Origin of the sequence: Cohnella phaseoli (assembly GCF_003386235.1) — a bacterium.
In the GTDB taxonomy this organism is placed as follows: domain Bacteria; phylum Bacillota; class Bacilli; order Paenibacillales; family Paenibacillaceae; genus Cohnella; species Cohnella phaseoli.
This window is the reverse complement of sequence record NZ_QRDZ01000019.1, coordinates 71,693-85,765: the sequence shown is the minus strand read 5'-3', so window position 1 is coordinate 85,765 and position 14,073 is coordinate 71,693. Positions and strand designations below refer to the sequence as shown.

The window sequence follows — 14,073 nt, the reverse complement described above, 5'->3', positions numbered from 1 at the left end:
CTATATTCCCGGAGGTCGACATATGCACGCCTACCCCCCTCTTGCGCAAACATACGCGAATCTGGAAGCGCTTGCCGATGCCATCAGCGAATCTTTGGAATCTCAGGTTACGATAGAGGATGAAAATCACAACGTAATGGCCTATAGCTCGCACCGGCAGGAGAGCGACTCGGCGAGAATTTCCACCATTATCGGTCGTCGGGTGCCGGATGAAGTAACCGCCGGCTTGAGAAAGGCGGGGATTCTGCAGCAATTGGAGACGTCGGACGTTGCGCTGCGGATTCCGGCTATGCCGGAGATCGGCTTGGGGCCGAGGCTGACGGTTTGCATCAAAAACCACAACTCGGTGCTCGGATATATATGGATTGTGGACACGGGACGTTTGATCGCCGGGGAGGCGGAGCGAGTCGCGGAGAAGGCTGCGGACATCGCGAAGCTGTACCTGCTGAGGCAAAGAAGCTGGGGGACCAAGCAGCGCAAGCTTCAGGATGAATTTTTCTGGAAGCTGCTGACGACCCGCAACGGTTCCGCAGCGCAGTTAAGGCAGGAAGCCCAGTCGATATCCGTCAGACTGCCGGATAAGTACTGGATCGTCATCCACGATTTCGGTGCGATCATCGAGTCTTCCGTGATCGAGCGTATACGCAACACCGTATCCGCCTTTTCCACCATAGACGCCCATTTCCTGATGTCCGATCGAAACCAGTTGATCGGATTATATTCGCATCCTCTTAAGACGTCGGACAAGGGGGTGCTTTTGTCGTTCATTAAAGGTTTTATCGAGCATTGGGACGACGCGAGCGAGAGCCCGTCCGTTATCTCCGCGGGCTGCAGCCGGCAATACGACGATTACGGACAGGCCTGGCGCGCCTATCAGGAAGCTTTGTCCGTATTGGAAATGAAGAAACGGCTTCCGTATCATACCCGCGATATTTTCCGTTACGACGATATGGGGGTATTCGCGGATCTTCCCGCGGTCATTGAACTGCGAAGAAGCAGCGGACGCCAAAGTCCGTTATTAATGAAGCTAAGAGAGCACGATCAGGAGCACAAGGCCGACCTCAACCGATCCCTATCCGTCTATTTGAGCTGTAATACGAGCTTGAAGGAGGCCGCCTCCATTCTCCATGTTCACGTCAATACGCTAACCTACCGCTTGAATCGCATTGCTGAGATTACCGGGTTGAATTTGCGGAATACGAATACGATGGTTTCGATCTATTTGGACCTGCTCGTCGAAGAGCATGAGTATATAAATCAGATATTTAGTCGGGGGGAGTAAGGAATGCGCACGAATGAAAATAGAGCGGACAGAACGGGTGGGATCAAATATGTCGTTGCGCCGGACTCGTTCAAGGAGAGCCTATCGGCCTCTGAAGTCGCCCAGACGATTAGCGAGGCTATCCTAAGCGTGAATCCGAATGCCTCTATCGTTAAAGTGCCTATGGCGGACGGGGGAGAGGGGACCGTCGAGGCATTGGTCGAAGCGGCGCAAGGCACGCTGCATGCTGCAGAAGTAACCGGACCGCGAGGTGAACGAATCCGCGCCGTCTACGGCAGGATTAAGCAGGCGGTAGACGGAGAAGCAGATCAAGATACGGCCGTGCTGGAAGCGGCAGCTTTGTTCGGATTATCCCAGATTCCTGCAAATGAACGCGATCCCTATCTCGCTACGTCGAGAGGCATGGGCGAACTGATTGTCCATCTGCTGGACGAAGGAATTCGCAGCTTTATAATCGGGCTTGGCGGCAGCGGCACGAACGACGGGGGCATGGGATTGCTCGCCGCTCTCGGGGTTCGGTTCAAGGATGCGGAGGGAGAGCCTCTCGCAGGCTACGGGCGCGATCTATTTGAGATCGCTTCCGTCGACGCCGCCCCTATCGATGCCCGTCTGAAGGAATGCCGGATTCTTGTGGCGTCGGATGTGCAGAACCCGTTATGCGGCAAGGACGGGGCTTCCGAGGTATACGGCCCTCAGAAAGGCGCGACCTCCGAGCAAGTGCGAGCGTTGGATCAAGAGCTGGCGCGATATGCGGGCCTATTAGAGAAAGCAATGGGAATTGTCTTCCAGAACCACCCGGGCGCAGGGGCAGCCGGAGGAGCGGGCTTCGCCCTGCTGCTGGCCGGGGCGCAGCTGATGCCGGGAGCGGAGCTGATCGGCTCCGCGGCGAATTTGCCAGCTAAGCTGGTCGATGCCGACTGGGTCATTACCGGCGAAGGGAAAAGCGACAACCAGACGTTGTTCGGCAAGCTGCCGGTCTACGTAGCCCGGCTGGCCCAATCCGCCGGAGCTCGCTCGCTGCTGATTTCTGGCAGCCTGGGGCCGCAATCGGAGCAATTAAACAGCGAATTTACCGCTTGCTTCTCCTGCGTTCCGAGACCGATGCCATTGTCCGATTGCTTGGAGCAGGCTCGGGACAATCTATACCATACAACGATTAATGTCGTTCGGTTGGCGGACGGGTTCGGGGGCGGGAGTCAGCGTTAACCAGCAGAACGGGCGGATAAGGTAAACAGAAGTCAACAAGGTAACGAAATTCTCCTAGTTTGGCGCTTGACAGGATTCTATAATGGGTGTACGACACCAGGGCGTGTCTGAAAACCCGCTCAGGGGCATCTATCACCGCCTTTTCGCCCCCTGCTGCCCTCGGAGTATTCAGACACGCCCTAGACTGCGGCCATGATAAAGGAGATTGGAATTTTGCTGTCAACGATGTACAAGATGCTCATTGTCGATGACGAAAGGGCGATTGTAAACGGGTTATTCCGCTTGTTCGAAGAAGAATCCGAGTTGCAGTTGGATCTTTTTCGAGCCTATTCCGGAGTAGAGGCGTATGAACTGATTCGAACTCAGCCGATGGACATCGTATTGTCGGATATCCGGATGCCGGGCATGACAGGGCTGGAGCTGCAGAAGAAAGTAAAGGAGCTGTGGCCGGGCTGTCAGTTTATTTTCTTGACCGGATTCGATGAATTTCATTACGTTCAAGAGGCGCTGCGCAACGAAGGAACCGACTATATTCTGAAAACGGAAGAGGACTCGACGATCGTTCTGTCTGTCGGCAAAGCGGTTGAGCGCTTGAATAAGCAGCTTGAAATCCATATCTCCATGGCCGAAGCCGCTTTGAAATTAAAACAAGCTTTGCCGATCTTGCAAAAGGAGTTGTTATGGGAGTTTCTTCAAGAAGAAGGGGCCTACAACGATTCGAGATTGCTTAGACAGATACAGGAGTTGGATTTTCCCTTGTCGCTGGATCGGGAGGTGCTGCTGATGGTGGCACGAGTTGACGACTGGGGCAATAAGACGAATACAAGCGACCGAATGCTGATGCTGTACGCGATGACCAATATCGTCAAGGAATATTTAGGTTCCACAGCGGAGCTTTATCCGCTCGCGAATGGTCAAGGCGAAGTGGTTTGGCTGATTCAGGACAGTCAGATGTTGGCGGCGGAGACAGTAAGTTCTTCCAAACGGATCGCCTTGCTGATGAATAATGCGTCCGAGTCTATCCTGGAAGCCTGCAAACGATATTTGGGGATCACAATATCGTTAATCGTTGCGAGCGAGGCCGTGTCGTGGGAGACTTGCCGTGTCAAATTCAATCGGTTAAGACGGCTGCTATTCGTGAATCATGCGATGCGGAGGGAGTTGGCCTTATCCGAGGCCAATTTGACAAAAGCGGAGGAGGGGCTGCATGCAGAGTCCCCGGATACATCCGCCCAACGCCAGCAACGCAAAATGCTTTTGTTGGATACCTATTTGGAAACCGGGCAAAGAGAGGCATTTAACGAGTTGTTCTATGAGCTTGTGCGCTTAACCGGGGAGAATGAAGCGGAAATCGATGTCGTTCAGATGCACCTTTATTACGGGATCGTAACCCTCTTCCTTTCCTATCTGCACCAATTGGGCCAACCGCCTAAGGGCGGGAGTCAGTTGGACATTCGCCGATTAACTCATATGGAACAGCACGGATCATGGGCGGGAGCCGTTCAATACTTGCAGGGGATTGCAGACTTGCTGTTTTCCGTCAAAAACGACGATCTGGATGAACGGGATCGGGAAGTCATTCGTAAGATCAAACGTTATGTCGAACAGAATTTGGCGGGCGATTTATCGCTTACCCATATTGCGGATTTAGTCGGGTTTAATCGTTCTTACTTGTCCAGGCTCTATAAGCAGAAAACCGGAGAAGGCTTGTCCGAGTACATTCTCGATATGAGATTGAAGAAAGCCAAGGAGTTGCTCCGTCAGCCTGCGATCAAAATCCATGAAATATCCGAGGCGCTCGGATTTGAATCGGCGGCTTATTTCACGCGGTTTTTCAAGAAGATGACGAATTTGACGCCGACTGAATTCCGGGAGCTCAATCAATAGAGCCGCCATACAGTAGTAAACAAAAGATAAAGAAGGTAACAAGTTTCACGTAGATGCTCCTCCGCTCCATTCCTATACTTTAAAATGCAACGGTCCTTATGCGGATAGCGAAGAGGATCGAAGGGAATGTAACAGGAGGAGCGACTAGGATGAACTATCGGGATATTCGAACGTTCGGCGCTGTTGGCGACGGGATGACCAAGGATACGGCAGCCATACAAGCTGCGATCGACGATTGCGCACAAGCTGGGGGAGGCACTGTCTACATTCCTCCGGGAAAATATGTAACGGGTACGCTCCGATTGCAAGACCATATCACGCTATGGCTGGAAGCGGGCGCGGTGCTGCAGGCGAGCACGAACAGAGAGGATTATGATTTTGCGGAAGTGTATTCTACATGCAAATATCCTGTTGTCTATCCGGGATTGCTATACGGCTCCAACTTAAAGAACGTTACGATTACAGGCACGGGCTGTATCGACGGCCAGGATTTGGCGTTCTGGGCCACCAAGGATACGATCGGCGAAGGCTGGAATTCTACGCCGTCGCGCTATGATCCGTTAGAGTGGCGGCCGATGTTGATTCTTCTCGAAGCCTGTTCGAACATTCGGATTAGCGGGATTGAATTGTGCAATTCTCCGGTATACTCGGGGTGGATCATCGATTGCGATCGCGTTAATCTGCAGGGGCTTAACATCCTGAATCATTTTTATGGACCGAATAGCGATGGCTTTCATTTCAGCTCCTGCCGGTATGTCCATATTACATCCTGTCATTTCCGTACCGGAGACGATTCGATTGCAATTGACAGCAACGGCTGCCAGAGCTCGTGCCATTTCACGATTAGCGACTGCACCTTTGACACCTCGGTGAATGCGTTCCGCATTTACACGGGGCTCGACCCATGGATCAAAGAGGCAAGCTACAGCTCGATTAGCGATATATCAATCAGCAATTGCTCCGTCTTCAACGCAGCGGGCGTGCTGAATGTGACGGCAGAGCATGGCCAAATTGAAAGAATCTCAGTGTCCAATATGACGGTACGGATGGAGCAGGAAGGAACGGCTATTTTTCTGATGAGCAATTATGGAACGATTCGTCATGTCCATCTGAATCATTGGCTTGTGCATTCGAATGGGGCTTGTACGGTGATCGGCTTGCCCGATGATTGTATCGAGGAAGTTTCCTTGACCCATATCCAGTTCGAGATTGCCCCTAAGAAAAAGCTGTACGGTCTGGAAATTCCCGAACCGATCCCATCGTATGCCCACCATCACTTTGCGCCTTACGGAATCTATTTGCGGAACGTTCAGACCATTCGTATGGATCAAGTGAGCTTGGTATGGCAGGACGGCGAATATGACGGAAGCTGGAGCGCGATCTCCTGCAAACGGATCAAACGGCTCCAGATTCGCGGGTTTACCGGTCGGCAGGCGGGGAATGGCGATCAAGCTCCGGCTATCGCGATGGTGGATGTGGAATCCGCAAGTGTGTCCAACTGCACGGCGCTTCCCGGCACAACCGTATTTCTTCGCACTTCGGGGTCGGAAGCAGGGGAGGTTCAACTCTTCGATAATGATCTGCGGGAAGCTCGCGAGGTCTCAAGTATCTGATCGAACGGGATATGCCGATTTGAACGAAGAAGCTGTCTCATAAGTAAAAAGAGTCGTACAAAAAGATGATCGATAGAGAATGTTGCCGTGCATGTATCTTCCTACGATAGGGTAATTTCAGGACCGTATGAGGCAGTCTCCGGGAGATACATGCACTTTTTCTGATCGATCATCTTGTACGACTCTGCTTATGGGTCGGCCTCTTTGCCTATCGCTTATTCAGAATGTTTTGCGGTCTTCTCCAGCATTCTTAGGAGAGCAACGACCGCTTCCGCTCGAGTAAGCGGCTTGTTCGGCGCAAAACGGTTGCTGCTTCGCCCTTCGATGATGCCGAGCTGCTGTACAGCTTGCACAGCTTCGCCGGCCCATGCCGGAATCTCTGTTGCGTCCGCAAAATTCGTTGCTTGATTATTCGTGTCGAGCAGCTTTAATGCTCTGCTGATCATAACGGCCATCTCAGCTCTTGTAATCGGTTCGCCAGGGCGGAAGCTGCCGTCATCATATCCTCGAATAACGCCGGCCTCAACCGCTTTGGCGACTTCCGATCGCGCCCATGCTCCAATTTGCGTCTGATCCGTGAAGCCAAGGGCGTTATCATCCCCTGTTGCTTGTAGAGCTCTCATCAGCAGCACGCTAAATTCCGCGCGAGTCAGACTTTGATTCGGTTTAAAGCTTTGGTCGGGGTAACCTTTAATCAGCTTCATCTCCCAAGCTTTCAGAAGCAATGTTTCCGACCAATGTCCGGCGATGTCCTTCCAAGAATCCGACGCTTTTTCGTGGTTTGAAGAAGAAGGCTCCTTTTCGCCAGTCTTCACAATATGGAGGATGTAGACCTGCTTGGTTCCGTCCGCGGCTTTCACGATGAGTTCGAATTTGTTATCCCCTTCTTGCAGGTTCACCGTTGCTTCTTTGTCTACCGCGTTGCCGTTCAAAGTCATTGCGGCTGCTCCAAAAGCCGCTGCGGCAATCGTAACAGATTTCTCTGCCGTTTCCATGGAATACTCCGTTACGTCTGCCGAGAAGGCAGGCGACAAGACTAGAGGCTTGCCGTTCGCGGTTATCCCAAGCTGGCTCAATGTTTTCAGGCTGGAAGGCGGCGAACCGCCACCGCTGCTCTGCGGCGCCGTCGTTGAAGGCACAGCAACTGCGGTAGTGGCCGAGTTCGATAATCCGTTGCTTTGCAAGCCCTGCGCATTGACCGCTGTAACGGTAAAAGTATAGGTTGAGCTTGCTGTCAGCCCAGGCACGACATACTCATTCGCCGTCCCCGCTACTTCGGCCTTTTTGACGCCATCGACATAAACGTAATAAGCGTCCGTATCGTTCGAGGCGCTCGGCCAGGATAATTTTACACTTGTGCTCTGAATATTGGAGACAGCCAGTTGATTTCCCGTTGCCCATTCGGGACGATCGGGAGAGGCTATCGAATCCCCATTGCCTATTTCATAGATATGGACGGCATACGGGGCGAAGGTGTCGCTAAACTGATCGTTATTCCAATTGAGCGTACGTCCTTCGTTCCATACCTGAACAGGCAGGCCGCTCAATTGCTGTGCGCCGAATGAGGCTTGCTGCGTTTCTTTGCTGTTGTTCACTGCGATAATATAAGTATTGCCCTCATAGCTTTTCACCATCACATGCAGCCAACTTTGCGGATTATAGCTGACTTCCGGTGCTGTTTCTGCGGAAAGAATGACCGGAGCCATATTTTTCAGCTCTTGCGCCACCGTCTTCACATTGCCAAGAAGCTCATCGTACGTTTTTCCGCTTGCATCGTTGGCTAGATCGAAGAGGGAATAGAACAACACACCCCGGGCGCCTTCGGCAATATATTGCCAAGCCATATTGCGCATTTCTTCCGTCGTCGGCGGCCGCAATGGATCAACGCCCGAGGAGACATAGTTCCCATGATTATGTGCCTGAACAACCGCCCACTGCCCTTTATTCTGCAGATCGGTAGTCATGGCCTTTTGCAAGTCGCCCAAATACTTCAAATCATCATTTGGCTTCCCATAGACAGGGTATATGTCCAAGCCAAACAGGTCTGTTGTATCGTTTACGGTATAATGATCCACCCATCTGTAATCCACCGCATATACCGGATGATCCCGATCATTAGCCATAACGGTCTGATAATGAGCGGATAAGCGATTGTCAGTTGGCGTCTCGTCGCTTACATACCAGGCAAGTAAAGCGGGATGATCCTTGTATTCCTGAACATATTGCGCAATAGCGGTGAGTTCGTCTTCTTCGGACTGGATAAAGTCCGGCGCCCAGGGAGATCGGAAGAAGAAATCCTTCATGGAGAAAATAACATTCATCCCATACTGATGGGCAAGATCAAGCTTCTCTCTGTCTGGATAACCGTATGGCAAGATCGTGTTGATCGCACCGCCAAGCAAATCCTCCAAATCTTTCTTGTCCGTATTCGCCGTATAGATCCCTATTGGGAAAAACAACTCCCCATCCTTCCAAAACCGTCCTTGATCGTCTGTATAAGATTCGGGCATTTCCTGCAAGGACTGCACTTTCACGATTGGCCATTGTTGCGAGTAGCCGCCGCCCTCTGTCCCTGTCAGCTTCGCTGACACAACGACCTTGTAATTGCCTGCCGGTAAGGAAGAAGTATCGAATTCTGCGTTAACATCCAAGCTTCCGGAATAGACTTGCTCCTCCATGACCTGAGCATTCTGGTCTACCAGTTGGGCAACCGTGGTATAGAGCTGTTTGTTAATGCCTGCCGCGCCTCGGGTCGTTATTGCGACCTGCGGATTTCCGCCAGGAACCAGAAGCCCTCTGTAGGTAGGGTTTACGAGTTTGGATTGAAATAAGGGAGGCTGAGATTTCTCTATCGATAAATCGTCAAAATAGAGGGTGCCTGCTCCACCGTAAGCGAATAGCGTAATCTCGATTTGCTCGGCCCCTTCGCCTGCGACAAGGGTTGGCAGCTTCAGCAGTTGCCATTCGCCGCCGGTGCCGTGCGGATTGTGTTTCTTACTCTCCAACCAGTTGCCATTGTGGTCCAGAACGGTAATACGGAACATCGCTCCCGCCCATAGTCCCTGTGTATCGACGGTTTTTATCCATACGCTCGTATCATAGGCCATACCGGGCTCTGCTACAAATTTAATCGAAGGTCCCGGCCTTTCGGCCCCTTCTTCGCCTGGATTGTTGGCTCCGGAGGGAATCACGTATTTTAAGGATTGCGACCCGCTATGATGCTCGTCGACCGCATACGAAGTATGTTCATATGGAGTCCAGATGCTGTCGTTCGCATCTTCGAAGGAGGTCTGATAGGACGTCCCGATCTCAATCGGATCAACTCTTTCAGTCTCCACAATCTTCAAATCGTCAAATTGAATCGTGCCGCTCGCTCCCTCTGAATATAAAGTAAAAACGGCGGAGGCGGCGCCCTCGGGAGCCGTGTAAGTGGGCAAGCTGATCTTCTGCCACTGGCCGTTCGTGTTGACTGGCGCCGACATGTACTTGCCACCAGCCCAATCCCAAGCCCAATTTCTGTAGGCGTCAATCGCAATCTTGGCTCCCGGCCAGGAGTCGGGAGTATTTGTCGTTTTGACCCACACGCTCATGTCGTAGGAATGTCCGGCTTCAATCGGAAGTCGGATTACAAGCCCCGGATTAGTTCCGTTAAATGTGTACTTAAGCGAGTAAGAACCGGTATGGGCGTCGGCGGTATCGTACTCGGTGAATGCAGCTTGCCAAGTGCTGTCGTTAGGGTCTTCAAACGAGGTTTGGTACAGTATAGTGGACGTAGCGGCATGGGTGGTTGGAGCCGGGTACGCAATCAGGGAAAATAGCAAAACAATACTTAAAATCAATCCCAATTTGGATCGCATCCTATTCACCTCTTCGCGTAGTTGTAGAACGTCAATCGTTATGAAAGCGCAAACAAAAAAGGTTGCGAGAAGAAGGGGCTGTCCCATAAGCCAACCAAGTTGCTGTGAAAGATAATCGATGATAAAGGTACAAGGGGGATGTGTCTCTCGCCGATGCTATACGCTTTCTGAAATCTGAATAGGTAAACCCGTGATAAGGTGATTTCAGAAGCGTATGAGGCAGTCTCCGAGAGGCACATCCCCCTTTCTTTATATCTCGATCATCTCAAGCAACTCTATTTATGGGACAGCCGCTTTCCTGTTCCCACTCCCCAATTACATCGCCGCGGCACGATGTCTTACGATTATTATAGGACCCGCCCAAATGGTCGAACTACGGGAATCTCGTTGCCTTTGTTGACTTCTGTTTACATCCTCTGCCCAGGCGACATCGATTCGCTGTCTTGCTCCAATCCAATTCTCATCTCGATACGCAAACCGCCAATCTGCGCTCGGGAAACGGATAAACCGTACGAGCTGCCATATTTCAATTGCAGTCTCCGGTGGACGTTCAGTATTCCCGTTGTCTCGATCGCGTCGTCCGCATTGGCGTGCAGCAGGTCGTGTAATTCAGCGATTTTCTCATCCGTCATTTCGGAGCCGTTGTCCTCGAAGATAATGATCAAATCCTGATCGAGTTGTTGAAAGGCCATCCGTACAAGTCCACCGGAGACCGTTTCCCGCAATCCGTGCTCATAAGCATTCTCGACAATGGGCTGCAAAATAAGCCTTGGCACCGAGATCGACTTGCATGCTTCCGGAAGCTCTTCGCAATACGTCTCCACTCGCTGATCGAATCGATACATTTGAATTTGAATATAGGCAAGCGTATGCTTGAGCTCTTCCTCCAACGTCACCTCGTCCGAACGGCTGCGGGTAATAAAGCGAAAATATTCTCCCAGGTGGCGCGCCATTCGAAGCACATTGTCGACATCGGGAATTTTGGCCAAACGGTATAACACAAAATAACTGTTGTACAGGAAGTGCGGGTTAACTTGCGACTGCAGCTGTTTTAACTCCGCTCGCTGCGAACGAATTTTCTGCTCGTACACTTCTTTCACAAGAACGTTCAGCTTGCTCACCATCACGTTAAATTGCGTATACAAATAACGAAATTCGTCTCCCTGACGACTAGAGAGCGCAACGCTTAAATCGCCTTCCTCCACTTTGCGGAAAGCGCGAACCAGCTTATGGATCGGCCTGTGAATAAGACGATAGGTCCACACAGAGAATGCAAGGACAACCCCGATCGATAATAGCGAAAACCACCAGAACCACAGACGATGCGCCTTCAGCGGCGCCAATATTTCATTTTCAGGAAAATAAACGACGGTTGTCGCATCCAGCACCGCCGAGCGTTCATAGATAAAAATATAGTTATCGCCATTAATCTTCCGATACAGCGTCCCTTGCGGCTCGTCCCCGATTTCCATCCGCAATTGCGCCAGCAGCCCTTGCTCCTCTTCCACAGACAAGTTCTCGCTGAATACGGCCCAAGCTCCTTGGTTATCCAACAGAACAGCTTTTCCGTCACCGGCATTGTTAATTTCTTTAAGCGACTGGCGTATTTTGTCTCTGGACAGCTGAATCTTAATCGCCATCAGCAGATCTGTATCTTCAATCATATTTTCCGGAGACAGCGCGCCGATCAACAACCGATTATTCCAAGCCACAATCGGATGGCTGTAGTTCGAGTCCTGCAGAGCGTTCAGCTCTTCGGCCGGCGGCGAATCCACGTATCCCTTGGAAGAAATCGTTCTGTCGATTAACGGGATATGCACGTTCACGTTCTCGATATACAAGCTGGACGTTTCCAGCAGCGACAGCCTCGTTCGAATGCGAAGCACAGCTTCGGCGAACTGATAGTCGCTCATTTGCTCGGGGATAAAGCTTAATTCCATTAAATCTTTATCGTATAAATACTCGGTCTTCAATTGGATCACTCGCTTCAGATCGGTTACCAATGTACTGTTATAGAAATGAACGCGCGATGTCAGCGAATCTTCAATCCCGGTTCTAATCGTGCCCATACTGGCCTGATTCATTGTCACATTAAGAAAGTAGAGCGAAGCAATAATGAACACAAAGGAGAGAAACAATTTAGGGAAAATAGAGACGCGATAGTTAGCGGAAATGCTGAACAAAGGTGCTCACCTCATCTTCGTTGGTGTGGCGCTTGTAACACAGAATACTCGAAAACAGTAGTAAACAAAAGATAAAGAAGGTAACAAGTTTCTCGTAGATGCTCCTCCGTTCAATTCCTATACTTAAAACATAACGATGCTTGAGTTGGATGCGGGGAGGGTTGAAGCGGATACAATAAGGAAAGCATCTAGGGTCAAATATCGCGATAATAGAGCGGATTACGTTAAACTTCAATAACATTTTTTCACTAGAGGGGGATTACCATGCGTCACAGCAAAATGAAAAGTTTAATCGCATTGGTTACCATTTGCGTGCTGCTCATCACGACAGCGTGCTCCGATAAGAAAAACGACAGCAACGTCGCGAAGCCTTCGGAATCTGCATCGGCGAGCGGCGCCGAAGCTTCTTCGACGCCCGGAGCGTCGGCCGAACCGCAGATCGATCCGCTGGGCAAATACGATCCGCCGATTGAAGTGACGGCCGTAAGAGATTTGCCGGCCAGCATTGCTTTCCGCGAAGGCGAATCGATTGACAATAACGTGTGGAGCCGCGAGTACGAAGAACGGCTGGGCATCAAGATCAAATATTTATGGACGAGCAACTCCGATTACCCGCAAAGAATTAACGTGGCGATCGCCTCTGGCGAGCTGCCCGATATTTTCAGCGTAAATGCGCTTCAGCTCAAGCAATTGGTCGACGCAGGGCAGATCGAGGATCTCACTCAAGTCTACGAGCAATACGCGTCGCCCCTGACGAAGCAAATCATGGCCGGAGATCCGAATCAGATGGCTTCCGCCGCTTTCGATGGCAAGCAGATGGCGCTGCCAAGAGCGGGCTCGCCTTATGATTCCTCGCAGGTGCTCTGGATTCGCGCCGATTGGCTGAAGAAGCTGGAACTGTCCGAGCCGCAAACGATGGAGGATGTATTTAAGATCGCCGAAGCGTTTACCACGCAAGATCCGGATGGCAACCAGAAGAACGACACGTTCGGTCTGGCTCTGACGAAGGATCTGCAGCAGGGCGGCTTTGCCAATCTGCAGGGCTTCTTTAACGGCTTCCATGCCTACACGGATACTTGGGTAAAAGACGATAGCGGTCAGCTTGTGTATGGCAGCGTACAGCCCGAGATGAAAGCGGCGCTGGCCAAGCTGCAGGAAATGTACAAGGGCGGGATCATCGACAAGGAATTCGCAGTCAAAGACGGCTCCAAAGTGATGGAAGCGCTGGTTTCCGGGAAAATCGGCATATCGTACGGGGCATGGTGGAATCCGGCCTGGCCGCTGCAGGCGGTCAAAGATCAAGATCCGACCGCAGAATGGAAAGCCTACGGTATTCCGTCTATTGACGATACGGCCAGCAAGCTGCAGCTCGCCTTCCCGACTTACGAGTATTACGTGGTGAAGAAAGGCGCTGCGAATCCAGAGGCGCTGGTCAAATTGCTCAATGTTCTGGTCGAGAACGGCTATTCGGACAATGCCGATATTACCAAGTATTTCATCGCGGAAGACGGTTTCTTATATAACAATTACCCCTTGGTATATGCTTCGCCTGCCGAAGGAAATCTGGCCATTCACTTGCATCTGAAGGATGCCTTGAGCTCCGGCGATATTTCCAAGCTGACTGGGGAGGAGAAAGGCTACTACGACAAGATCATGGCTTACCGCGCCGGCGACCCGGCAAGCTGGACGAATGAGGGGATGTACGGCGTCGACAGCGCGTGGCCTTACGTGAAAGAGAAGGTTGACGGAAGCCTGATTCAGAATCAGGAGTTCTTCGGAGCCCCTACGACAACGATGAGTCAGAGAACCGCTAACCTGGAGAAAATGATGATGGAAACGTTCACTAAAATTATTATGGGCGAGAAGAGTCCAGACGAGTTTGATGTGTTTGTCGCGAATTGGCACAAGCTTGGCGGCGACGACATTATGAAAGAAGTGAATGAGTGGGCGGCAGGAAGATAAGGTTATACGAGCAACGTAATTCGTAAGCATAGCGGCTGCCGTCTTCGCAATCAAGACGCAGCCGTTTGTGCATGAAAGAGATC

Annotated in this window: 7 protein-coding genes; 5 read left to right on the top strand and 2 right to left on the bottom strand. The window is 51.3% G+C overall.

The window, feature by feature from the left end; genetic code table 11:
• Positions 1-22 precede the first annotated feature (22 nt).
• The 4 genes from DFP98_RS22395 (at position 23) to DFP98_RS22380 (ending at position 5,988) form a co-directional block, all read left to right on the top strand.
• Entirely contained in the window at positions 23-1,282 is a 1,260-nt protein-coding gene (locus DFP98_RS22395) for a PucR family transcriptional regulator (protein WP_116062837.1), read from the top strand.
• A gap of 3 nt (positions 1,283-1,285) precedes the next feature.
• On the top strand, positions 1,286-2,488 hold the full coding sequence (locus DFP98_RS22390; RefSeq protein WP_116062836.1) for a glycerate kinase: 1,203 nt from the start codon (positions 1,286-1,288) through the stop codon (positions 2,486-2,488).
• Between the two features lie 213 nt (positions 2,489-2,701).
• Positions 2,702-4,375 (top strand): helix-turn-helix domain-containing protein, encoded by a 1,674-nt coding sequence (locus tag DFP98_RS22385; protein ID WP_181917866.1) that lies wholly within the window; start codon positions 2,702-2,704, stop codon positions 4,373-4,375.
• A gap of 149 nt (positions 4,376-4,524) precedes the next feature.
• Positions 4,525-5,988: a glycoside hydrolase family 28 protein gene (locus tag DFP98_RS22380; RefSeq protein ID WP_181917865.1), complete on the top strand. Its 1,464-nt coding sequence runs from the start codon at positions 4,525-4,527 to the stop codon at positions 5,986-5,988.
• Positions 5,989-6,203: 215 nt separating this feature from the next.
• Here the strand turns inward: DFP98_RS22380 and DFP98_RS22375 are convergent, their stop codons facing one another.
• On the bottom strand, positions 6,204-9,845 hold the full coding sequence (locus tag DFP98_RS22375) for an S-layer homology domain-containing protein (RefSeq protein ID WP_181917864.1): 3,642 nt from the start codon (positions 9,843-9,845) through the stop codon (positions 6,204-6,206).
• A gap of 407 nt (positions 9,846-10,252) precedes the next feature.
• On the bottom strand, positions 10,253-12,028 hold the full coding sequence (locus DFP98_RS22370; protein WP_116062832.1) for a sensor histidine kinase: 1,776 nt from the start codon (positions 12,026-12,028) through the stop codon (positions 10,253-10,255).
• 264 nt (positions 12,029-12,292) lie between these two features.
• On the opposite strand from DFP98_RS22370, the gene DFP98_RS22365 reads away from it, so the two are divergent.
• Positions 12,293-13,990, top strand: a complete 1,698-nt coding sequence (locus DFP98_RS22365) for an extracellular solute-binding protein (RefSeq protein ID WP_116062831.1) — start codon at positions 12,293-12,295, stop codon at positions 13,988-13,990.
• Positions 13,991-14,073: the final 83 nt, after the last annotated feature.

Coding starts and splice junctions, on each gene's coding strand:
- DFP98_RS22395 (WP_116062837.1), top strand. CDS start 23: ATGCACGCCTACCCCCCTCTTGCGCAAACATACGCGAATCTGGAAGCG.
- DFP98_RS22390 (WP_116062836.1), top strand. CDS start 1,286: ATGCGCACGAATGAAAATAGAGCGGACAGAACGGGTGGGATCAAATAT.
- DFP98_RS22380 (WP_181917865.1), top strand. CDS start 4,525: ATGAACTATCGGGATATTCGAACGTTCGGCGCTGTTGGCGACGGGATG.
- DFP98_RS22375 (WP_181917864.1), bottom strand. CDS start 9,845: ATGCGATCCAAATTGGGATTGATTTTAAGTATTGTTTTGCTATTTTCC.
- DFP98_RS22365 (WP_116062831.1), top strand. CDS start 12,293: ATGCGTCACAGCAAAATGAAAAGTTTAATCGCATTGGTTACCATTTGC.